General features: G+C 36.0%; 20 protein-coding genes. 12 read left to right on the top strand and 8 right to left on the bottom strand.

Annotation, left to right across the window (positions count from 1 at the left end; all coding sequences use genetic code 11):
• Positions 1–17 precede the first annotated feature (17 nt).
• The 11 genes from argG (at position 18) to ACFQ39_RS03020 (ending at position 11,532) form a co-directional block, all read left to right on the top strand.
• Entirely contained in the window at positions 18–1,202 is a 1,185-nt protein-coding gene (argG, locus tag ACFQ39_RS03070) for an argininosuccinate synthase (protein ID WP_377176330.1), read from the top strand.
• Between the two features lie 4 nt (positions 1,203–1,206).
• On the top strand, positions 1,207–2,184 hold the full coding sequence (gene argC, locus ACFQ39_RS03065) for an N-acetyl-gamma-glutamyl-phosphate reductase (RefSeq protein WP_377177526.1): 978 nt from the start codon (positions 1,207–1,209) through the stop codon (positions 2,182–2,184).
• Between the two features lie 9 nt (positions 2,185–2,193).
• Complete coding sequence (gene proC, locus ACFQ39_RS03060; protein ID WP_377176328.1) at positions 2,194–2,991, top strand: pyrroline-5-carboxylate reductase; 798 nt, start codon at positions 2,194–2,196, stop codon at positions 2,989–2,991.
• 5 nt (positions 2,992–2,996) lie between these two features.
• A complete protein-coding gene (locus tag ACFQ39_RS03055; RefSeq protein ID WP_377176326.1) occupies positions 2,997–4,124 on the top strand; it encodes an aspartate aminotransferase family protein in 1,128 nt (375 codons plus the stop codon).
• A 3-nt stretch (positions 4,125–4,127) separates the two neighbouring features.
• Positions 4,128–5,324, top strand: coding sequence for a glutamate-5-semialdehyde dehydrogenase (locus ACFQ39_RS03050; protein ID WP_377176324.1), 1,197 nt, complete (start codon positions 4,128–4,130; stop codon positions 5,322–5,324).
• Positions 5,302–6,084, top strand: a complete 783-nt coding sequence (gene proB / locus ACFQ39_RS03045) for a glutamate 5-kinase (RefSeq protein WP_377176322.1) — start codon at positions 5,302–5,304, stop codon at positions 6,082–6,084. Before ACFQ39_RS03050 ends, proB begins: the two co-directional genes overlap by 23 nt.
• Positions 6,081–7,031 (top strand): N-acetylornithine carbamoyltransferase, encoded by a 951-nt coding sequence (locus ACFQ39_RS03040; protein WP_377176321.1) that lies wholly within the window; start codon positions 6,081–6,083, stop codon positions 7,029–7,031. The genes proB and ACFQ39_RS03040 overlap by 4 nt, the downstream gene beginning before the upstream one ends.
• Before the next feature lie 4 nt (positions 7,032–7,035).
• Complete coding sequence (gene argB / locus ACFQ39_RS03035) at positions 7,036–7,815, top strand: acetylglutamate kinase (protein WP_377176318.1); 780 nt, start codon at positions 7,036–7,038, stop codon at positions 7,813–7,815.
• Complete coding sequence (locus ACFQ39_RS03030; RefSeq protein ID WP_377176316.1) at positions 7,812–8,870, top strand: M20 family metallo-hydrolase; 1,059 nt, start codon at positions 7,812–7,814, stop codon at positions 8,868–8,870. The genes argB and ACFQ39_RS03030 overlap by 4 nt, the downstream gene beginning before the upstream one ends.
• A 12-nt stretch (positions 8,871–8,882) precedes the next feature.
• Positions 8,883–10,169 (top strand): argininosuccinate lyase, encoded by a 1,287-nt coding sequence (argH, locus tag ACFQ39_RS03025; protein WP_377176314.1) that lies wholly within the window; start codon positions 8,883–8,885, stop codon positions 10,167–10,169.
• Between the two features lie 79 nt (positions 10,170–10,248).
• Complete coding sequence (locus tag ACFQ39_RS03020) at positions 10,249–11,532, top strand: OprO/OprP family phosphate-selective porin (RefSeq protein WP_377176312.1); 1,284 nt, start codon at positions 10,249–10,251, stop codon at positions 11,530–11,532.
• Positions 11,533–11,644: 112 nt separating this feature from the next.
• On the opposite strand, the gene ACFQ39_RS03015 is transcribed toward ACFQ39_RS03020, so the two are convergent.
• The 5 genes from ACFQ39_RS03015 to purE all read right to left on the bottom strand — a co-directional run bounded on the left by ACFQ39_RS03015 (position 11,645) and on the right by purE (position 18,880).
• The gene (locus ACFQ39_RS03015) at positions 11,645–13,273 is read right to left on the bottom strand and encodes a sulfatase family protein (protein WP_377176310.1); all 1,629 of its coding nucleotides are present in this window, start codon (positions 13,271–13,273) and stop codon (positions 11,645–11,647) included.
• A gap of 208 nt (positions 13,274–13,481) precedes the next feature.
• The gene (locus ACFQ39_RS03010) at positions 13,482–14,780 is read right to left on the bottom strand and encodes an anthranilate synthase component I family protein (RefSeq protein WP_377176308.1); all 1,299 of its coding nucleotides are present in this window, start codon (positions 14,778–14,780) and stop codon (positions 13,482–13,484) included.
• Between the two features lie 78 nt (positions 14,781–14,858).
• A complete protein-coding gene (gene lpdA, locus ACFQ39_RS03005) occupies positions 14,859–16,259 on the bottom strand; it encodes a dihydrolipoyl dehydrogenase (RefSeq protein ID WP_377176306.1) in 1,401 nt (466 codons plus the stop codon).
• 55 nt (positions 16,260–16,314) lie between these two features.
• Entirely contained in the window at positions 16,315–18,345 is a 2,031-nt protein-coding gene (locus ACFQ39_RS03000) for a M3 family metallopeptidase (protein ID WP_377176304.1), read from the bottom strand.
• A 49-nt stretch (positions 18,346–18,394) separates the two neighbouring features.
• Positions 18,395–18,880 carry a 5-(carboxyamino)imidazole ribonucleotide mutase gene (purE, locus tag ACFQ39_RS02995; protein WP_377176302.1) on the bottom strand — a complete coding sequence of 162 codons (486 nt, stop codon included), beginning with the start codon at positions 18,878–18,880 and terminating at the stop codon, positions 18,395–18,397.
• 96 nt (positions 18,881–18,976) lie between these two features.
• Between purE and ACFQ39_RS02990 the strand changes: the two genes are divergently transcribed.
• Positions 18,977–20,506 carry a GH3 auxin-responsive promoter family protein gene (locus tag ACFQ39_RS02990; RefSeq protein ID WP_377176300.1) on the top strand — a complete coding sequence of 510 codons (1,530 nt, stop codon included), beginning with the start codon at positions 18,977–18,979 and terminating at the stop codon, positions 20,504–20,506.
• Here the strand turns inward: ACFQ39_RS02990 and ACFQ39_RS02985 are convergent.
• The 3 genes from ACFQ39_RS02985 to ACFQ39_RS02975 are packed head-to-tail and all read right to left on the bottom strand — an operon-like array spanning position 20,472 to position 24,118.
• Complete coding sequence (locus tag ACFQ39_RS02985; protein WP_377176298.1) at positions 20,472–21,410, bottom strand: C1 family peptidase; 939 nt, start codon at positions 21,408–21,410, stop codon at positions 20,472–20,474. The genes ACFQ39_RS02990 and ACFQ39_RS02985 overlap by 35 nt on opposite strands.
• A gap of 23 nt (positions 21,411–21,433) precedes the next feature.
• Complete coding sequence (locus tag ACFQ39_RS02980) at positions 21,434–22,411, bottom strand: polyprenyl synthetase family protein (RefSeq protein ID WP_377176296.1); 978 nt, start codon at positions 22,409–22,411, stop codon at positions 21,434–21,436.
• Positions 22,412–22,429: 18 nt separating this feature from the next.
• Entirely contained in the window at positions 22,430–24,118 is a 1,689-nt protein-coding gene (locus tag ACFQ39_RS02975) for a glutamine--tRNA ligase/YqeY domain fusion protein (RefSeq protein ID WP_377176294.1), read from the bottom strand.
• Positions 24,119–24,170 lie beyond the last annotated feature (52 nt).

Here is a 24,170-nt window from a genome sequence, read left to right as displayed (position 1 = left end):
GAGCAAAGTAATCAACAATGAAAAAACTTGTATTAGCCTATAGTGGTGGATTGGATACTTCTTATTGCGCCATGTATTTATCAAAGGAAGAGAATTTTGAGGTGCACGCAGTAAGTGTAAACACCGGGGGTTTTAGTGAAGAAGAAATTTCTGAGATCAAAGACAAAGCTTTGAAATTAGGAGCAGCGAGTTATGTATCTCTGGATGCTGTACAAACTTTTTATGAAAAAGTAGTAAAATACCTTATTTATGGTAATGTTTTAAAAAATAACACTTACCCGCTGAGTGTAAGTGCAGAAAGAATTATTCAGGCCATCGAGATTGTAGAATATGCCAAGAAAATTGGTGCAAATTACATTGCGCACGGAAGTACCGGTGCCGGCAACGACCAAGTGAGATTTGATATGATATTTCAAATTTTGGCACCCGAAATTGAAATTATTACACCCATCAGGGATAAAAAATTAGCAAGACAAGAGGAAATTGATTATTTGCAAGCCAACGGCATTGAATATTCATGGGAAAAGGCAAAATACTCTATCAATAGAGGATTATGGGGGACAAGTGTAGGCGGACAAGAAACGCTAAAATCCAAAGATGCTTTGCCAAGTGAAGCATATCCAAGTCAACTCACCCGAAGTGGATCAGAGAACATTTCTTTAACCTTTCAAAAGGGAGAGTTGGTTGCGATAAATGGAGAAAATGATAAGCCCGTAAATAATATCGAAAAATTAAACAAAATGGCTTCGGCTTATGCCATCGGAAGAGATATTCATGTTGGAGATACAATTATCGGTATAAAGGGAAGGGTAGGATTTGAAGCACCTGCTCCGCTCATCATCATTAAGGCACACCACTTATTGGAAAAACATACGCTCACTAAATGGCAACAATTTCAAAAAGAACAATTGGGCAATTGGTACGGGATGATGTTGCATGAGGGCCATTATTTGGACGAAGTCATGCGAAATATTGAAGTTTTTCTGGAAGATACACAAAGGTATGTCTCCGGTGATGTATTTTTAACCCTCCATCCATATAGGTTTGCTTTAAACGGTATTAATTCTGCCCACGATTTAATGAATTCCTCTTTTGCCAGTTATGGTGAAAGCAATGAAGGATGGACGGCTGATGATGCCAAAGGTTTTATAAAAATTACGGCCAATCAGGGTAAGATATTTAATCATGTAAACAAAGGCTGATATGATCATTAGAGCGGGAATTATAGGTGGAGCCGGTTATACGGCAGGTGAGTTGATTAGAATTTTGATCAACCATCCTCAAGTAAAAATCGATTTTATTTATAGTACGTCTAACGCAGGAAATCCTGTTACAAAAATTCATCAAGATTTGATAGGTGAGACCGATCTCTATTTTTCAGATCATATTAATCCTGAGGTAGATGTTCTGTTTTTGTGTTTGGGACATGGTAATTCCAAATCCTTTTTGCAAGAGAATAGCTTTTCTTCTTCTACAAAAATTATTGATTTAAGTAATGATTTTAGACTGAAAAAAGATGCCGTATTTGAAGGAAGAACATTTGTTTACGGTTTGCCCGAATTGAATGTAAGCGAAATAAAAACTGCCAGACATATTGCAAATCCGGGTTGTTTTGCCACCGCTATTCAATTGGCGATCTTGCCTTTGGCCAAAGCAGGTTTTATTTGTGATGATATACATGTCAACGCCGTTACAGGGGCAACTGGTGCAGGAACCTCTTTGTCACCAACGACACATTACACCTGGAGAGATAATAATTTTTCGTCGTATAAAGTTTTTACGCACCAGCATTTGGGTGAAATTGAGCAGAGTTTGGCTCAATTACAAGAAGGTATCAAACAAGATCTTTTCTTTATTCCAAATAGAGGGAATTTTAGCAGAGGAATTTTTGCAAGCATTTATACTCAATTCGAAGGATCACTTGAACAAGCAAAAGTTCTCTATAGGGATTTTTATAAAGATTCAGCCTTTACCTTTATATCTGATGAAGAAATTCATTTAAAACAAGTGGTGAATACCAATAAATGCTTACTTCACTTAAAAGTTTTTAAAGGCAAGCTTTTGATTACAAGTGTAATAGATAATTTATTGAAAGGTGCTTCGGGACAAGCAGTCCAAAACATGAATTTAATTTTTGGCATCGACGAAAAAACAGGTTTACAATTAAAGGCAAATTATTTTTAAATAGAAAATATGAAAATAGGAATTATTGGGGTGGGTAATTTAGGTTATTCTGTAGCTATTGGAATTTTAAGTGAAAAGCAACATATCAAATGTAAATCGTTGTATTTGTCTAAAAGAAATCCAAGATCTTTAGATAATATAGGAAATTTATCCGTGGTTAAAATAACCACCGAGAATAAGAGATTGGTAAAGTATTCAGATGTGATCATTGTAGCAGTTCAACCAGCTCAATTAAAAGGTGTTCTGGAAGAGATTAAAGATGTTATTAATCCCAAAAAGCATACCCTTATTTCAGTGGTTACCGGAAGAAAAATCAGTGACATAGAAGATGTTTTAGGAAATGATTTACCTATCATCAGATGTATGCCCAACACAGCTATTTCAGTTGGTCAATCTATGACATGTATTTCTGCCAATGAAAGGGGAAAGAAAAATGTAGAATATGCAAAGACCATTTTTAATGCTTTAGGAAAAACTATGTGTATTGAAGAGAATTTGATGCAGGCTGCAACAGTGATTTGTGCCAGTGGCATTGCTTTTTGGATGAGATTGATAAGGGCGACTTCACAGGGAGCTGTACAACTTGGATTTCACAGTGAGGAGGCCTTAGAATTATCTATGCAGACTTGTCTGGGTGCTGCCAGTTTATTGATTGATAGTAGAAGTCACCCGGAAGAAGAAATAGACAAAGTAACAACCCCCAGTGGCTGTACGATTCAAGGTTTAAATGAAATGGAGCACCAAGGTTTGAGTTCTTCGCTTATCAAAGGACTTGTGACTTCATTCGAAAAAATTAATGAAATTTAAAAAGGATGGATTTATTTGATGTATATCCGGTCTATAATGTCACTCCGGTTTCTGCCAAGGGCTGTTATGTCTATGATGAGAAGGGTGCAAAATATCTCGATCTATACGGAGGGCATGGCGTTATTTCTATTGGTCATGCCCAGGAGGATTATGTCAACGCGATAACGGAGCAATTAAAAAAAATAGGATTTTATTCTAATTCTATTATTAATCCGATACAATTGGCTTTGGCTAAAAAGCTGGGAAAATTGTCTGGTTTTGAGAACTATGCTTTGTTTTTGTGCAATTCAGGAGCCGAAGCGAATGAGAATGCTTTAAAACTAGCCTCTTTTCATACAGGTAAAAAACGTGTCATTGCATTTGAGAACGCCTTTCATGGTAGAACTTCTGCGGCAGTTGCTGTAACTGATAATAAAAAGATCAATGCACCTATTAATCAGCAACAAGTAAGTACTTTTTTGCCTCTGAACGAAATTGATTTGGTAGAAAAAGAACTTGCTAAAAATGATGTTTGTGCGATCATCATAGAAGGAATTCAAGGTGTTGGTGGGTTGGATGAAGGAAATACAGGGTTTTTCAAAGATTTGGAAAGACTTTGTAAAAAGCATGATGTGATTTTGATTGCAGATGAGATTCAATCAGGATATGGAAGGAGTGGAAAGTTCTTTGCTTTCCAACACCACGGTATTTTGCCAGATCTTATTACAACCGCTAAAGGCATGGGCAACGGTTTCCCTATAGGAGGTGTGTTAATTTCGTCAAAAATTAAAGCGAGTTATGGGTTATTAGGCACTACTTTTGGAGGGAATCATTTGGCATGCTCGGCCGCTCTTGCTGTTTTAGATGTGATTCAAAGAGATGACCTTATCTCAAACGTCAATGTTGTTTCTGCTGATTTTATTGAGAAAGTAAAACAAATTCCTCAGGTAAAAAAAGTAAAAGGAAAAGGTTTGATGTTGGGCCTGGAATTTGATTTTGATGTGGCTGAACTTAGGAAAAAACTAATTATGGAAGAGCATATTTTTACTGGTGGTGCATCTAACAAAAAACTTTTAAGGATTTTACCTCCTTTGAATATAAGCTCTAAACAACTAGATGATTTTATCATATCGCTGAAAAAAGTTTTAGAATAAACAATGAATAAAACATTAAGCATAAAACAAAGGAATTCCGTTTTGCTGAAAATGGCCGAGCTCGTAGAAAAAAATAGAGCAGAAATCATTGCGATCAATCAGAAGGATCTTAAAAGTTTTGAAGACACAGATTTAGCGATGTACGATCGATTAAAAGTTGATGATGCAAAAATTGAGGGCATGATCGAATCTTTGAATCAATTAGTACAACAAGAAGATCCTCTAGGAAAGGAGCGATTCTCTTTTGTGCATGAAAACGGTTTGAGAATAGAAAATCGAACAGCCCCTTTTGGAACTATACTGATCATTTACGAATCCAGACCTGATGTTACCATCGAGGCTGCCGGTATCGCATTTAAGTCGGGTAATAAAATTTTACTTAAAGGAGGGAAGGAATCTTTTCATTCAAACAAGTCTATCGTTAAACTATGGCGGGAAGCGTTAAAGTTTAATTCGGTTGACGAAAATTGGGTGGAATATTTGGTTTTTAACAGAGAAGAAACACAAGAATTTTTAAAAAATCCGACCCAAAAAATCGACTTGATCATACCGAGAGGAGGCGAAAAATTAATTCAATTCGTCAAAGAAAATGCTACTTGTCCGGTGATTGTAAGTGGACGAGGAAATAATTTCATCTATTTGGCGTCATCGGCAGATCAGGAAAAAGCCATAGAAATTATTGTGAATGCCAAAGTGGCTAAAATCTCTGCCTGTAACGCACTGGATAAAGTATTAATTGATAGACAATTGCCAAATTTTGAAGGGTTTTTAAAGAGATTAATAGCCCAACTTATGAAATTTAACGTGCAGATTTGGGGAGATGAGACTACTTCAAAATTTGACGGAATAGAAGAAATTGAAGATCAAAGTGTTTGGTATGAAGAGTTTTTAGATTATAAAATTGTCATAGGCAGGGTTGAGGGTATGCAAGAGGCCATCGATAAGATTAATCAATTTGGAGGAGGGCACTCAGCTTGTATTTTGACAAAAAGTAACGAAATGGCAAGGGAATTTATGGATGAAGTAGATGCCGCTGCTGTTTATCAAAATGCCTCGACAAGATTTACAGACGGATTTCAATTTGGTCTGGGTGGCGAATTGGCCATTAGCACCGATAAATTGCACCAGAGAGGTCCTATAGGTTTGGAGCATTTGGTCACAAACAAATGGTATGTTTATGGAGAAGGGCAGATCAGATAAAAAAAGAGTATTGTTGAAGATCGGTACCAATACGCTCACACGCGAAACCGACCAAATCTCAAGAGGGAAAATAGAAGATATTGCACGTCAGATTTTTCAATTAAAAGATAGTTGTGAGTTTATTATTGTGAGCTCAGGAGCCATCGCGGTAGCCAAACAATTTGTAAAATTGGAAAGTAACGGTAAAGCGATTACGGTAAAACAAGCCTTAGCCGCTATTGGGCAACCCCATTTGATGCGCATTTTTCAAGAAAATTTCAGAGAATTAGGACTTCTTACTTCGCAATGTTTGTTGTCTTATCCGGATTTTGAAAGAGAAACCTCACGCGACAATATTTTTAATACCTTGAATGTACTTGTACAGAATGGGTACATTCCCATCATCAATGAAAATGATACAGTTGCTACAGAAGAAATTCAGTTTGGTGACAACGATAAATTAGCTGCGCTTACAGGTAGTTTATTGGGTGTAGATCTAGTCATCATCGCTACGAATACAGATGGAATTTACACCAAAGAATCGATAGAAAGTGGCGAAAAAGTTACAATTGATAGGGTAGAAAGTATAGGAGATTTGAGAAAAGAAGTTTTCACAGGAAAATCATCACATGGCACCGGAGGCATGCAATCTAAAATTGATGCCGCAGAAATTTTATACAATCAGCAAATAGAAACTTGGATCGTAAATGGATTAAAGGACAATTTTATTCTGAATGCCTTTGAAAATATAATTCCATTCACCAAAATTGGAAGAAAATGAAGCATTATTTATCTGTAAATGACATAGACTCGTTGAATCATTGGGTAAAAGAAGCTTTAAAATTAAAGCAGCAACCCATTCAAAGAGAAATTGGGGCCGGAAAAACACTTGGTTTATTGTTTTTTAACAATAGTTTGAGAACACGTTTGAGTACGCAAAAGGCTGCGATGAATTTAGGAATGGAGAGTATCGTCATGAATTTCAATAATGAAGGATGGGCGCTTGAATTTGAAGAGGGTGTGGTCATGGATCAAGGCAAATCCGAACATATCAAAGAAGCCGCACAAGTGATTTCTCAATATTGTGATATTATTGCGATAAGGGCTTTTCCAACGCTAACAGACAAAGAAAAAGACAGAGCTGAAGAAGTTTTATCTGGTTTTAAAAAATACGCATCGGTACCGATTGTAAACATGGAAAGTTCGATTGGACACCCCTTACAGGCCTTGGCAGATGCCATTACGATTGAGGAATATAAAACAAAAGAAAGACCTAAAGTTGTACTGAGTTGGGCACCTCATCCCAGGGCGCTGCCCCATGCAGTAGCTAATTCTTTTGTGCAAATGATGCAGAAAAGTGATGTAGATTTTGTGATCACTCATCCTAAAGGATATGAATTAGATCCCGAAATAACGAAAGATTCTAAAATCGAAACAGATCAAATGAACGCTTTTCAAAATGCTGATTTTGTTTATGTAAAAAACTGGAGTTCTTTTAAAGATTATGGCAAGGTGATCAACCAGGATCCAAATTGGACAATTTCAAACAAACAAATGAGCCAAACAAACAAGGCAAAATTTATGCATTGTTTACCAGTTCGGAGAAATGTGGTGGTGGCCGATGAAGTTTTGGATAGCGATCAATCTATTGTGATCCATCAGGCTAATAATAGGACTTACTCTGCTCAACTAGTTCTAAAAAAGATTTTGGAAGGATTGAAAAAGTAACAAAATGAAAGAAAGCTTAAAAATCCTAAAGATAGGAGGAAATGTGATCAATGACCCTATAGCATTGGAAGAATTTTTGTTCCATTTTGCCCAAATTCCATCAAAGAAAATTCTTATTCACGGCGGAGGTAAAAAAGCTTCGGAAATGGCTGAGGAGTTAGGACTAGAACCGAAAATGGTAAATGGAAGAAGGATCACAGACCTTGCTACCTTAGAAATAGTGACCATGGTTTATGCGGGATTGCTCAACAAAAATATAGTTGCTAATTTGCAAAAAAACCAATGCAATGCCATTGGATTGAGTGGCGCCGACGGGAATTGCATTTTGGCGCATAAGCGAGTTGTCAAGGAAATCGATTACGGTTTTGCCGGTGATGTAGATTCGATCGATGTAAAAACGATTTCGGCCTTATTAAATAGCCAATTAACACCTGTTTTTTGCGCTATTACGCACGATAAAAATGGGCAATTATTAAATACAAATGCCGATACCATTGCAAGTGAACTTTCTATTGGTTTGTCTGAAAAATACGACGTTGAATTAATCTATTGTTTTGAAAAAAATGGTGTTTTAAGAGATGTCAATGACAACCATTCGGTTATTGAAAAGATAAATAAGCCTTATTTTGAAGCGCTTAAAAAAGATAGAATTGTTGCAGAGGGGATGTTACCAAAATTAGAAAACTGTTTTGCTGCGCTCGAAAAAGGTGTTCAAAAAGTAACCATTGGCAGTCCGAATGTGTTTTATGAAACAAAGCAAAAATGTACAACACTTATTTTATGAAAAAGAAATTGTACAACGAAAGCATCGAGGTATTACAAAAGCTAATTGCGACCCAATCTTTTTCTGGGGAGGAACAATTTACTGCTGAGATTTTGACCCATTATTTAAAAGCCTATTGTGATGAAATTCATCAAAAAGGGAATAATATCTGGGTGAAAAACTTATATTTTGATGAGACAAAGCCTACTATTTTACTTAATTCTCACCATGATACGGTAAAGCCTAATAAGGGTTATACCAAAAATCCATTTCAACCAGAAATATTAGATGGAAAATTATTCGGCTTAGGCAGTAATGATGCGGGAGGATGTTTGGTTAGTTTGGTAGCGGCTTTTTTATATTTTTATAAAAAGGAGAATCTAGCGTATAATTTGGTCTTGTTGGCTTCGGCAGAAGAAGAAAGCTCGGGAGAAAATGGGATTCGAAGTGTTTTATCTGATTTACCAAAGATCGATTTTGCGATTGTAGGTGAGCCTACTTCTTTACATTTGGCTATTGCAGAAAAAGGCCTTCTCGTGCTTGACTGTTATGCTCACGGGACTCCAGGGCATGCCGCACATAGCAAAGGAGATAATTCTATCTACCACGCCATGGATGCCATACATTGGTTTAAAACATATCATTTTCCTGAAATTTCTGAAACCTTGGGAGAAGTAAAAATGACGGTTACGCAGATTGAAGCTGGTGACCAGCATAATGTTGTACCCTCCACTTGTCATTTTGTCGTGGATATCCGCGTAACAGATAAATACAGTAATCTGGAAGTTTTAGAAAAAGTGAAAAAAGCCGTTAAGGTTGAAGTGAAAGAACGCTCTTTGCGTTTAAACTCATCATTTATTCCAAAAGAGCACCCTATTGTTCAAGCCGGAATTAAATTAGGCAGAGAAACTTATGGATCTCCCACTTTGTCTGATCAGTCTAACTTGACTTGTCATTCGTTGAAGCTTGGCCCCGGAGATTCCTTGCGTTCACATACTGCGGATGAGTATATTTATTTAAAAGAAATTGAGGATGGTATTACTTTGTACATACAATTATTAGAAGAAATCTTATAGAAAAAAGAAATTATGAAACTCTGGGATAAAGGATTTAGTACCGATAAAAAGATTGATTTATTTACTGTTGGAAACGACAGAGAATTGGATTTGGTTTTGGCTAAATATGATGTCATTGGCTCTTTGGCGCATGCCAAAATGCTTCACGAAATCGGGTTGTTGAGTAAAAGTGAAATGAGTGCTGTAGAGCGTGAGCTGGGAGGAATACAAAAATCAATAAAAGAAGGAACATTTTTAATTGAGGATTCTTTCGAAGATGTACATTCTAAAGTAGAATTTCTCCTCACAGAAAAGCTAGGTGATACTGGAAAAAAGATACATACTGCCAGATCAAGAAATGATCAGGTTCTGGTGGATATGCATTTATATTTGAAAGATGAGTTAGACGAAATTAAAAACTTGGTTGAAGAATTTTTCGATCTTTTAATGAAATTGGCCAATGATTATCAATCTGTTTTATTGCCGGGCTATACACATTTTCAGGTGGCGATGCCTTCTTCTTTTGGCATGTGGTTTTCGGCCTATGCGGAAAGTTTGATTGATGATATGTATATGCTCAATGCGGCGTTTAAGGTTGTGAATCAAAACCCTTTGGGTTCTGCAGCAGGTTATGGAAGTTCTTTTCCGATTGATAGAGAATCAACCACCAGATCTTTGGGGTTTGGCACATTGAAATATAATTCAGTTGCGGCGCAAATGAGTCGTGGGAAAGCAGAAAAAATAGTGTCATTTTCGCTCAGTTCTTTGGCGGGAACCTTAGCTAAATTTGCTTATGATATTTGTTTGTATATGAGTCAGAACTTTGGGTTTGTTTCATTTCCAGATGCATTAACGACAGGTTCTAGTATCATGCCACACAAAAAAAATCCGGATGTTTTCGAATTGATCCGGGGGAAATGCAATAAAATTCAAGCTTTACCTTATGAGCTTACACTCATTACAAATAATTTGCCCAGCGGATATCACAGAGATTTTCAATTGCTCAAAGAAGGCTTAATGCCTGCATTACAAAATACCAAGGCTTGTTTGGAGATGTTTATTTTTTCACTTAAAGAGATCAAAGTAAAAAAAGATGTAGTTGATGCAGAGATGTACGACTATTTGTTTAGTGTAGAAGAGGTAAATGCGTTGGTTCAAAACGGAACGCCATTTCGCGATGCCTATAAAATCATTGGACAAAAAATTGAAAATGGAGCGTTTAGACCCAATCGAAAAATCAAACATACACACATAGGTAGCATTGGAAATCTAGCTTTAGGCGAGATCAGGAAAAAAATGGAAGAAACCTTAAATAGATAGAGTTTTTGGTTTAGTTGATTTCTTAAAATTGTATTTAAAAAAAATGTAATTTAGTTTTAATCAACTAACCATTTCATATATGTATAGAATTCTCTTAAACTATAGGTATATCTTGTTCTTTATCTTTTCTGCAAGTATGATATCTATCCCATCGGTTTATGGACAATTTACAAGCCTTGTAGATGATTCCCAAACTCAAGTATTACCAGATTCTTCAAAAACTTACTTTATTCCGGATGTGACAGAAAAAAAGATGGGCTGGTCTGACCAAGGATTTAAATGGGTTACATTAAAATTAGGTTTTGCTCCTATCCTCGACTACAATTATATAATTCAAGACGACGATAATATAGATCAGGTTGGCGAACAAGAGAATCGTTTCGATATACGAAGCGCCCGGATGATGTTAAAAGGGAAAATTAATTTCAAGAATCCATGGCAATATTTAATTAGTATTGAATACAAGGGTAAAGACAGGCCCGAGGGAACGGATTCATTCGGACTCACTGATTTCCGACTGGTAATTCCGGTAGGGGATAAAAATGAATTTTATGTTGGGAAATTAAAAGAAACTTTTATCTATGAAATGGTAGGGGATGCCGCAAACTTACCACATATGGAAAGATTATTGAGTCCCTTTTTTAAAAGTAGAAACCTGGGTGTGAGCTACAAGCATTTTTTTATGAACGATAGGGCAACTATTGCAGCCGGCTGGTTTAATAGTTGGTTGGAAAATGACTACAGTTTTTCCGAATCTGCCAATACTTTTACGGCTAGAGTCACTGGATTACCCAAGTGGTATGATGGTGGTGCTCAATATATTCATATGGGTCTTGGCGTGCGTTATGTGGAAGCCCAGGATGGTGTAATTAGGTTAAAGGGTAAGAATGAATCTAATATTACCTCTAATTTTGTGGATACCGGAAATATTGAAGCAAATTCACAATTTAATTTGAGTTTAGAACAACTCTGGAGTCTTGAAAACTTTTCAGTTCTTCTTGAATATGTTCATTCATGGGTAGATACCGGCAATGGATATGAACAATTTCAAGGATATTATGCTACCGGTAGTTATGTATTGAGCGGAGACCCAAGGCCTTATGATAAAAGATCTGCATATGCCAGGAGAATAATGCCAGATGGTAAATATGGTGCTCTTGAGCTAGTTGGCAGAGTAGGACATGTCAATCTTGACAGTTCTAATATCGATGGTGGTTTATTGTTTCGTTGGGATATTGGAGTGAACTGGTGGGCAACACAATACTGGAAAACTGGGATTGTCTATGGAATTGGTAACCTAAAAAAAGACGATTTAGTTGGTGTTACAAATTCGATACAAATGAGAATTCAATGGATTTACTAACTTAAGCATCACGGAAATTAAAATAAGAAGGGCAGACAACTCTTATCTTAATTTAAACGCCAAAAATCTCCTTTTTAAAAACAACTAAAACAAAAATAAATATTACAAAACTTTAGCTTCCTTTCAACAAATTCTCTCTTTGTTTATGTAATTCAATATACTTTTGATCTAGTTCTATAGAATCTTTATATTTTTTGCGTAATTCTATTAATTCATTTTTGAGTTGTTTTACAATGTTTTCATATTCAGGATTATCATATTGATTTGTCATTTCTAAAGGATCTTTTATTCGATCAATCAATTCCCATTCATCAATATCATAATAATAATGGGTTAACTTATATTCCTTACTAACGAGGCCATAATGTCTTTTTACCATATGAACAGCTGGGTATTCGTAATAATGATAATAAACAGCTTTTCTGGTCCATTTGTCATTTTCACCTTTCATCAAGGAAACTAAACTTTCTCCTTGCATATCATCGGGTGCGTCTAATCCTGCGATTTCCAAGAGGGTTTGAGCGAAATCTAAATTCTGTACCATTTCATCATTACTCATGCCAGGTTTAATCTGGTTTGGCCATCTTACTAATAATGGGGTCTTAAAGGATTCATTATAAATAAATCTTTTATCAAACCACCCGTGTTCGCCCAAATAAAACCCTTGATCTGAGGTGTAAATTACAACTGTATTTTCTGCCAAGCCGGCTTCGTCCAGATAATCCAACACACGACCTACATTATCATCAATAGAAGAAATACAGCCCAAGTAATCTTGCATAAAGCGTTGGTATTTCCAGTTCATTTTTTCTTTTTCATTCATTTTTGGCCAGTTCAATTCAAAATCTTTATTGATAGAATCCAAGACTGCATCATATAGTGCTTTCTGTTGTTCGTTTGCCCGATTGTAGGGTCCGTAAAAACCATTCTCAAAATCTTCAATCTCAGGTAAAACGCTGCCCATTTTTGAAATCGTTTCAGGTCTAATTTTAGAATCATGGCTGTACATCATATGGTGTAAAATATTCATTTCAGCTGTTTTGGCTGCAGTACCCCTGCCTTCGTATTTGTCGAATAAAGTTTCTGGTTGTGGAAAGGTTCTTTTACTAAATTCTGCAAACTTGGCAGGTGATGGCCACCACGGTCTATGAGGGGCCTTATGCAAATACATCATCATAAAGGGCTTGTTGGGATCGCGTTTTTCTTTAAGCCATTTTAATGTTTGGTCAGTGATTAAATCCGTTACATAACCTGTTAAAACTGTATCTCCTGTTGGTGTTATAAATTTAGGATTGATGTAATTTCCTTGTCCGGGTAGAATCATAAAATCATCCACACCTTTCGGATTATTACCAAAATGTAATTTTCCGTACATCGCCGTTTGATAACCCGCTTGCTGAAATAATTGAGGAAATGTGACCTGTGTAGAGTCGAAAGGAAAATAATTATCTATTTTACCATTGATATGATTGAATTTTCCAGTGAGAATAGTTGCTCTGGAAGGACCACAAATAGAATTAGTGACGCAGGCATTTGTGAAAATCATCCCTTCATCTGCTAATCTATCTATATTTGGAGTTTGAATCAAATCATCACTGTAAGCACTAATGGCTTGATAGGCGTGATCATCAGACATGATAAAAAGGATATTGGGCTTTTTTTTATGGACTTTATTTTTTGTGTTCGATTGGCAAGAAAATAATAAAATTGCAATAAAGAAGATGACCGATGACTTTATCATAGAATTAGAAGAAAAGAATTAATATTTTAAAGGATTAAACTACGAAAAAATGTAACTTAATGAAAGTAGTGAGGATTTATTCTTAAGTCTAATCGAGATTCTCTTCAAAACTATTTCAAAAGAAAGGTTTTTTTGAATTGGAAACACCTTGCAGCTTATCGAAAATCTCTATAAGTCTTAGTGTAACTTAAGTTTAAGAGAACGGACTTTACTTTTGGTTTAATGCTTTTTTCATGGCTTCTGCTTTTAGCATACATTCATTGTATTCATTTTCTATTTTTGATTGGGCCGTGATGGCTCCACCAACAGAAAAAGAAACATATTTACGCGTTGCATTGTACAAAATACTCCTGATCACCACGTTAAAATCAAAATCGTTTTCCGGACTAAAATAACCCACTGCACCCGAGTATAAACCTCTTTTGGTCTCTTCGAGTTCTTCAATAATTTCCATCGCCGAAATTTTTGGCGCCCCTGTCATACTTCCCATAGGAAAGAGGGAAATAATAATGTCAATTACATCTATCTCATCAGAAACTTCTGATACCACTGTTGAAATGAGTTGATGAACTTGCTGAAAAGTGTATACCTTGCAGAGTTCTTCAACACGGACACTGCCTTTAATCGCTGTTTTTGACAAATCGTTTCTCACCAAATCTACAATCATAATATTCTCTGATCTTTCTTTAGGATCTTTTGACAGTTCTGCTTTAATTTTTTCATCTTCCTTTAAATGAGAAGATCTTCTAGCGGTGCCTTTAATGGGTTGTGAAATTACTTTCGAACCAATTTTTTTAACGAAGCGCTCCGGGGAAGCAGAGAGTAAATATTTATCATTGATGCGCAAAAAAGTAGCAAAGGGCGGGGTAGAAATCGAATTGAGTTCTGAATATACTGTTAATGGATGTATCTCGCAGTCTTCAGCATAAAATTCCTGACAAAAATTCACTTCATAGATATCTCCGCGATGAATATGTGCAAGGATATTTTTTAGTTTTTCTTGATATGAGGCCGTAGAAATTCTCTGTTGAATATGGATATCTGTTTTAGGAAAGATTACGTTAAAGTTACTATTTTGGATCTTTTGAAAATCTTTCTCCATCTCATCTTCAAATTCGTTTAAATAGGAAAAAGACAATGTAGATTGTTGGAGGAAAATGATTTTTTGAGGTTGAAAAAAATAGAGATCATCAAACCCTACTCCATCAAAATTTTGCGAAGAAAGCGCTTCAATGTCATTCTTTAAATCGTAGCTTAAATACCCAAAAACATAGTCGTCTGCTACTTTTCTAAATTGTTTTAGTTTTTCGAAAGCATTTTCACAAGAGCATTTTAACTCACTTTGTACACCTATGGCCAATACGGCGTCGTAGGTTTCGTATGTCTGATTACCTAAATGGGTATTCGAATCACACCAAAGGAAAACTTTTTCCTGCTGAGCCCAATTGAGTAATTTCAATTTGAGATCTGGAATCGTTATGGCCTTAAAATCTTTCTGAATTCGCAAAATTTTACAAAAAATAAATGGTTATCGAAAAATACTTAAAATCTCTCAATAACCATTTTTATGTTGTGTGTTAATTTTCTAGCTGTGAATAGACCTGTTTTCTACTGCCAAACACGCTTCTTTAATGGCTTCGGTATAAGTTGGATGAGCATGTGACATTCTCGCTACATCTTCACTGGAAGCTCTAAATTCCATGGCCACAACAGCTTCGGCAATTATATCTGCTGCTCTGGCACCAATCATATGAACTCCTAAAATTTCATCTGTTTTTGCATCTGCCAATACCTTTACAAGTCCGTCAATATCCATGCTGGCTCTCGCTCTTCCCAAAGCGCGCATAGGAAAAGAGCCCACTTTATAATTTGCTCCTGCCGCTTTTAATTCTTCCTCGGTTTTACCTACTCCGGCAACTTCCGGCCAAGTGTAGACAACTCCTGGGATTAAATTATAATCGATATGAGGTTTTTGTCCGGCAATGATCTCAGCAGCCATGGTACCTTCTTCTTCGGCTTTATGCGCCAACATTGCTCCTTTAATCACATCCCCAATGGCATAAATATTTGGGATATTGGTCTGAAGATGTGCATTTGTTTCAATTTGACCGCGCTCATTTACTTGGATACCTACATTTTCTAATCCAAGACCCTCAGTGTAAGCTTTTCTTCCTACGGCAACTAAACAGTAATCACCTTTAAACTCTACAGGATTTCCTTTTTTATCATCTGCAGTAACAACCACTTCCTTACCTGAACTCTTTACAGAGGAAACTTTGTGATCTGTAAAGAATTTCATTCCTTGCTTTTTTAAGGATTTCTGCAATTCTTTAGAAAGTGCACCATCCATCGTAGGTATGATAGTTGGCATATATTCTATAACAGAAACCTCGGCACCTAATCTTTTATAAACTTGCCCGAGTTCCAAACCAATCACACCACCACCAATGACCAGCAAATGTTTTGGGATTTCAGATAAACTCAAGGCCTCAGTTGAAGTTATGATCCTTTTCTTATCAATTTTTATAAAAGGTAAGCTTCCCGGTTTTGACCCGGTGGCAATAATCGTATTTTTTGTTTCGATCGTTTCAGTCTCGTTATTTTCTTTTTTGATATTGATATGATTGGCATCTTTAAATGAACCTAAGCCCTGAAATGTATCGATCTTATTTTTATCCATCAAAAAATTGATACCTCCAGATGTTTGGGATACGACCTCACTTTTGCGATCAATCATTTGTTTAAAGTTTACTTTCACCTCTTTTGCATCGATGCCGTGTTTTTCAAAATGGTGCACCGCATCGTAATAATGATGAGAAGAATCAAGTAAAGCTTTAGACGGAATACAACCTACATTCAAGCAAGTTCCACCCATGGTCGAATATTTTTCAATTATGGCAGTTTTTAAACCCAATTGAGCACATCTAATAGCAGCAACATATCCACCGGGTCCTGAACCTATAACAACAACATCGAATGATTTCATTTTTGATTTTTTTTTAGTCGATTGCAAAAATAGTTATTAAATCTAATAATTTGGATTAGTTCTGCAGTAATCCTGCCCTTTTTAGCAATGCTTTGGCATCAGGTTCTTTTCCTCTGAATTTTTTGTAGAGAGTCATGGGTTTATCGGTTCCTCCTTGACTTAATACAAATTCTTCAAATTTTCGAGCTGTTTCTTTGTCGAATATCCCTTTCTCTTTAAACGCTTCAAAAGCATCAGCATCTAATACCTCAGCCCATTTATAACTGTAATAACCAGAGGAATAACCGCCTTGAAAGATATGTGAAAACGCGGTGCTCATACAATTTTCAGGTACATCTGGATAGAATTTGGTCTGTTCAAAAATCAATTCTTCATATGATTTTACATCTTTAATTGCAGACAGATCTTTCGCGTGCCAAGCCATATCTAATAGTCCGAAACTTATTTGTCTTACAGTGGCAAGTCCTTCTAAAAAGTTAGAAGAATTCTTGATCTTTTCGATGAGTTCAAAAGGAATTAACTCACCGGTTTCATAGTGTTTGGCAAAAAGGTTTAGCGCATCTTCCTCATAGCACCAATTTTCAAACACCTGCGAAGGTAATTCTACGAAATCCCAATACACGCTAGTCCCAGAAAGGCTAGGGTAAGTTGTGTTTGCCAGCATGCCGTGGAGGGCATGGCCGAATTCATGAAAAAGTGTTGTTACCTCGTTAAAAGTGAGCAGCGATGGTTTTGTTTTAGTAGGTTTTGTAAAATTGCAAACAATAGAAATATGCGGTCTCGAATTGACTCCATCCTTTTTCCATTGGCTTTTATACGAAGTCATCCAAGCACCATTTCTCTTTCCTTTTCTAGGAAAAAAATCTGCATAGAGCACAGAAAGTACTTCGCCATTTTTTTTGACAAGATAGGTCTTTACATCTTCGTGGTATTTATCAATATCTTGAACTTCTTCAAACGTTAGGTTGTACAACCTATTAGAAATTTCGAAAACACCCTGTATTGTATTTTCCAGTTTGAAGTATGGTTTTAATTGTTCTTCATCTAAATCAAAAAGTTGCTTCTTTAATTTTTCACTGTAATAAGAGCTGTCCCATTTCTGTAGTGCTTCAATTTGATCTTTGCTTGCTAATTCTTTTAGTTGTTCAAACTCTTTGACTGCCGCTGGTTTGGCCTTTTTCAAAAGATCTTCTAAAAAGTCAATCACTTTTTGTGGCTTTTCTGCCATTCTTTCTTCCAAAACGAAATGAGCATGTGTTGGGTAACCCAATAATTTTGCCCTTTCATTTCTTAAATTAACTATGTCTAAAACAATTTTTTGATTGTCGAAATTATTTTGCTGAAAACCTCTTTTCCCATATTCTTTTGCCAAGATTTCTCTTAAAGATCTGTCTTCTGCATAAGTCATAAAAGGCAAATAACTGGGTATGTCCAGTGTAAAAATCCAACCGTCCTTTTTACGTTCTTCTGCCAATAGTTTTGCCGCTTCTAAAGCCCCATCAGGTAAACCTTTTAATCTGTTCTCATCTGTAATTTGCAATTCGTAAGCATTGTTTTCGGCCAACACATTTTCGCCGAATTTTAAAGAAAGCTGAGCTAGTTTTTTATCTATTTCTCTTAATTTTTGCTGATCAACTTCGTTCAAATTGGCACCGTTACGTGTAAAGCCTTTGTATTTTTTATCGAGTAATGTTTTTTGCTCTGTCGTTAAAAAGTATTCATTCTGTTTATCAAAAACTGTTTTTACTTTTTTAAAAAGTGCTTTGTTGAGTCTTATATCATTGGAAAAATCAGAAAGCATAGGAGAAACTTCTTGTGCAATTTTTTGGATTTCATCATTCGTTTCAGCAGAATTTAAATTGAAAAAAATACTTGAAATTCGATCTAGTTTTTCTCCGGAAAAATCTAAGGCTTCAATTGTATTTTGAAAATTTGGTTCTTCCGTATTTTCTACAATAGCGTCAATTTCTGCTTTAGCCATTTCAATGGCTTTCTCAAATGCAGGTTTGTAATGTTCATTTTTTATTTTCGAAAATGGAGCGGTTTGATAAATACCGGTAAACTCCATTAATAAAGGATTATCCATAAAAAGATAGGGTTGTTTGTTTGATATTAAATTTGGAAAAGTAAGCGACTTATTTTTTCAATTTGGCAGAGGCTTGAAGAACTTTGCTTTTTAAACTCTCTTTATAAAAAATAATTTTATCAAGTACACATTGATCACTTGAACCAATGATCTGAGCAGCCAGAATTCCGGCATTTTTTGCACCATCTAATGCCACTGTTGCCACAGGAACTCCACCTGGCATCTGCAAGATAGATAGAACCGAATCCCAACCATCGATAGAATTTCTCGATTTCACCGGGACACCGATGACAGGTAGTGGGCTCATAGATGCCACCATACCTGGTAAATGGGCTGCTCCGCCAGCACCTGCAATGATTACCTTAATTCCTCTTTTATGGGCGTTGGTGGCGTAATCAAAAAGTTTTTCTGGTGTTCTATGAGCTGAAACGATATCTACCTCAGTTTCAATGTCAAATCCTTCTAAAATTTCGATTGCTTCTCGCATTATTGGAAGATCTGAATCACTTCCCATGATAATTCCAACCTTAGCCATAAAATAAATTAATTTGTGCCTATTAAAAATTTGAATAAGACAAATATTTTGCCTTATTTTAGGGCTAAGATAAAACAAAAATTAGGTTTATTCCCCATGCAAATTCCATTATTTAATACCGTTCTATCTTGGATTTTGAAAAAACGCAAGTACCAAATGGACATGTTCATCAAGTATCCTATAGATACCCAAGGTGAAGTATTGTATAATTTGCTTTCCTCTGCCAAAAACACCGAAATAGGCAAACTTTATGATTTTCATTCGATCAAAAGTTATGAATCCTTCGCTCAAAGGGTACCTATAAGGAAATACGAATCTATTGAGCCAATGATAGAAAGAGCGAGAAAAGGGGAGAATAATATTTTTTGGCCAACAAAAATACAATGGTTTGCAAAATCTAGTGGCACAACTAATGCCAAAAGTAAGTTTATTCCAGTAAGCAATGAAGCCTTGGAAGATTGTCATTTAAAGGCGGGGAAAGACATGCTTTGTATGTACATCAATAATAATGAGGAAACAGAGTTATTCAACGGGAAGAGTTTGAGGTTAGGAGGCAGTAGTGCATTATACGAGAATAGCGACACTTATTTTGGAGATTTATCCGCTATCATTATTGAGAATTTACCTTTTTGGGCTGATTTTAGCAGTACGCCAAGTCAGAAAACAGCTTTAATGGGCGAATGGGAGGCGAAAATGGAAGCAATCATCAATGAAACGATTGATGAAGATATTACAAGTTTAGCGGGTGTTCCTTCCTGGATGCTTGTACTCTTGAACAGAGTTTTAGAGAAAACAGGCAAGAACAATATTCTTGAAGTTTGGCCAAATCTAGAGGTTTATTTTCATGGCGGCGTAAACTTTAATCCTTACAGGGAGCAATACAAGAAGCTTATTCCAAGTCATCAATTTAAATATTATGAAACTTATAATGCTTCTGAAGGTTTTTTTGCTATACAGGATTTAAACGATTCGAATGAGTTGCTTTTAATGTTAGATTACGGAATTTTTTATGAATTTATTCCGATGGAAGAATTCAATGATGAAGATTCTCAAGCCATTCCTTTAGAAAAGGTTGAATTGAACAAAAATTATGCTCTGGTGATCTCTACAAATTCCGGATTGTGGAGGTACTTGATTGGCGATACGGTTAAATTCACTTCATTGAATCCATTCAAAATAAAAATAACAGGTAGAACCAAACATTTTATCAATGTCTTTGGAGAAGAATTGATGGTGGAAAATGCAGAGGAAGCATTGAAAGAGGCGAGTAAGAAAACAGATGCAGAAGTGGTTGATTATACTGTTGCTCCTATATTTATGTCTGATAACAAACAAGGTAGCCATGAATGGATGATTGAGTTTCGAAAATCTCCAAAAGATTTTAATGTTTTTAAAAAGACACTCGATGAATCTTTAAAAGTATTGAATTCTGATTATGAAGCGAAAAGGTATAAAAATATGACACTTAATCCGCCAATTATTCATTCTGTAAAAAACGGTTTGTTTTACGATTGGCTTAAGCAACACAACAAATTAGGTGGTCAACATAAAGTCCCTCGGCTATGCAATGACAGACAATTTATGGAAGAACTTAAGGCGTTGGAAGGCCGTTATCAAGATCTATAACATCCTCACTTACCCATGCTTCGCATAAAATTTTAAATTCAGAATTTGGATCGTTTGCTTCTTGAAAAGCTTTGTAATCTATCCAAACAAAACCATTGTTTCCCCAGTTTTTCCCCCAAGAGTTAACCACTTTAAAAGCTTGTTTTGTATCGTCATAACCTACCACTAACATAGCATGAGCGCCGTCATCTTTTTGAAATTTTCTATAAACAGCATCACTTCCTTCTCTGGCTCCAAAATAAGTCCGATCTATAGTTACTGCAATAACAATGGGTTGCTTGTTGTTCAAAAAGGTTTTGGTTTGCTCAAAAACTTGGCCTTCATTCAAATAAAAAAAATCTTGAATTTTATTAGGAGAAGCCAATTCTATCAATTCGGGTGTAGGCATTACAAAGCAATTGTCGTCGTCATAAGGAAACTCATTCCAAGAACTTAGCCCTTGCGAAACAAGTAATTCTAATCCTTTTGATACCACGGCACCATCACAGGGTTGTATCTTGATTTGATTAAACATAAACGCCGGACTCATGTTGATGTCATTTGAGGTTGTATTTTTTCTATCGTTTTCTAAGTTTTCCTGAAATGTTTTGAGGTAATAACCAGTTGCCCAAGCCACACAAGAGCCTTGCGTTCCTTGAGATCTTACTTCAGGTAAGTACTCAGATAGATCAATTGAGGCAGGTAAATTGGCAGGAATTTGGATTTCGGCAACCTTATGATCACTTGAAGGTGGAGAATAACCATAACAGTAGCCCCCTTCAACGCCAAGTGTTTCATTTTCGGGATCAGGATTAACAACAATTGGATCTCCGTCCTCATCTACATTTGGGTTTTGGAGTTCGCTAAATGAGCTTTCACAGCTGTTAAGGAAAAGTATGATTAAAAGTAATAGAAGTTTTTTCATCATTGAGAACAATAATCTCGCTCTTATTTTTCTCTCTCAATCACATAATTTACCATGGTTATCAGAGAAGATTTATAGGGCGAATCCGGATATCTATCTAACAAAAACAATGCCTCTTTCTGGAATTCTTCCATTTTTGATTGGGTGTAATCTATTCCACCGCTCTTTTTTACAAAATTGATGACCTCTTTAACGCGTTTTTTATTTTTATTATGATTCTTTACAGAATTGATCAACCATTTTCTGTCCTTTTCAGAACAGTTGTTCAATGCGTATATTAAAGGGAGGGTCATTTTTTGTTCCTTAATGTCAATTCCGGTGGGTTTTCCGATTTTATCATCGGTATAATCAAATAGGTCATCTTTGATTTGAAATGCAATTCCAATGAGTTCACCAAATCGCCTCATGTTCTCTATTTCTCTTGGTGGTGCATCGACAGAGGTAGCGCCAATCGCCGTACAAGCGGCAATTAATGTAGCCGTTTTTTTTCTGATGATTTCAAAATAAACATCCTCTGTAATATCCAGAAGCCTGGCCTTTTCAATTTGCAGCAATTCACCTTCGCTCATTTCCCTTACGGCAACCGAAATGTGCTTGAGTATGTCAAAATCATCATTATCTATGGACAAAATTAAACCTTTCGACAATAAAAAATCGCCAAAAAGAACGGCGATCTTGTTTTTCCATAAAGCATTTAAACTGAAAAAACCTCTTCTTCGGTTGCTGTCGTCCACAATGTCATCATGCACTAAAGTAGCAGTATGTATGAGCTCAATAATTGCAGCACCTCTATAAGTTCTTTCTTTAAAATTACCGTTAGACACCATTTTCGCTACTAAAAACACAAACATAGGACGCATTTGTTTGCCTTTTCTACGAACGATATAATGTGTTATTCTGTTGATTAAAGGAACGGTAGATGCCATAGAATCTTTGAACTTTTGTTCAAAGCTTTCCATTTCTGTTTGAATTGGAATTTTTATGAGCTCTACTGTCTTCAAAGATCTTTATTTTTAAAGCTAGTGCTTTTTTCCTTTTTTTGCCCAGTTGTCTTTTAGTGAAACCGTTCTGTTGAAAATAAGGTGTTCTTTTGTGCTTTCATCATCCACATTAAAATAACCCAACCTTTGAAACTGAAATTTATCTCCAGGCATAACATTTGCCAAGCTCGGTTCAACAAAAGCATTCTCAAGCACTTTTAAAGAATCAGGGTTTAGGTAGGTCTTAAAATCAACTTCTTTATTCGCATCGGGTGCTTCATGGGTAAAAAGCCTGTCGTACAATCTCACTTCGGCCGGAAGCGCATGTTTAATCGATACCCAATGAATGGTTGCTTTTACCCTACGCATACTCGCTTCAGTGCCGCTCCCACTTCTAGAATCCTCATCATAAGTACAGTGGACCTCAACAATTTCTCCGTTCTCATCTTTGATAACTTCGTTGGCTTTAATAATATATCCATTTTTTAAGCGCACTTCATGACCTAATTTTAATCTAAAGAAATTCTTGTCCGCTTCTTCCAAAAAGTCGTCTTTTTCTATAAAAATCTCTCCTGAAAAAGGTAAATCTCTGAAGCCAGCATCTTGATCTTCGGGATTATTTTCGGCCAATAATAATTCTTCTTTCCCTTCAGGATAATTTGTAATCACTATTTTAAGCGGATCTAAAACTGCCATTACCCGTGGTGCTGTTTTATTGAGTTCATTTCTGATTTGAAATTCCAATAAAGCTAGATCGGTAATATTATCTCTTTTAGCAATTCCCGCAGTTTCGCTAAAATTTCGGATAGACATTGGCGTATAACCTCTTCTGCGCAATCCAGAAATGGTAGGCATTCTAGGGTCGTCCCATCCGGTTACATGACCTTCTTCAACCAACTGTAATAATTTTCTTTTACTCATGACCGTATAGCTCAGATTCCTTCTGGCAAATTCTCGCTGTTTTGGCCGAACCAATTCCTCATCAACAACCTGGTCTAAAAACCAATCATAAAGTTCTCTGTGGTGCTTGAATTCTAAAGTGCATATGGAATGAGAGATTTGTTCTATATAATCAGACTCACCATGTGCCCAGTCGTACATGGGATAAATTTTCCATTTTTCGCCCGTTCTGTGGTGAGGTTTTTTTAATACCCTGTAAATAACAGGATCCCGCATCAGCATATTGGTTGATGCCATATCTATTTTTGCTCTCAAAACATGAGAACCTTCATCAAAATCCCCATTTTTCATTTTCTCGAATAAATCTAGATTTTCTTGAACAGATCTATTTCTGTAAGGACTTTCAGTTCCTGCTTGAGTAGGGGTACCCTTTTGTTGCGCAATTTGTTCAGAGGTTTGGTCATCAACATAGGCCTTACCATTTTTGATGAGTTGAATTGCCCAATTGTATAATTGATCAAAATAGTCTGACGCGTAAAGTTCTTTATCCCATTCGAAACCCAGCCATTCAATATCTTTTTTGATCGCATCAACATATTCCTGCTCTTCTTTTGAAGGATTTGTATCATCAAATCTTAGGTTGACAGGAGCATCATAGCGCAAGCCCATTCCAAAATTTAAGCAAATTGAAGCTGCATGGCCAATGTGTAAATAACCATTTGGTTCCGGAGGAAATCTAAATCGCAATTTGGAGGGATCCAAACCTTGTCTTAAATCGCCTTCTACAATATGTTCAATGAAATTAAGAGACTTAGTTTCTTCTGTCATTACTTTTTGATATATGAGGAGCAAAATTAAGCAAAAAAATAGGAATTTAAAG

The sequence above is a fragment of the Namhaeicola litoreus genome (genome assembly GCF_042679565.1).
GTDB classification, from domain to species: domain Bacteria; phylum Bacteroidota; class Bacteroidia; order Flavobacteriales; family Flavobacteriaceae; genus Namhaeicola; species Namhaeicola litoreus.
Note: the sequence above shows the minus strand (reverse complement) of the source record. Positions and strands in the feature narration are given on the sequence as shown.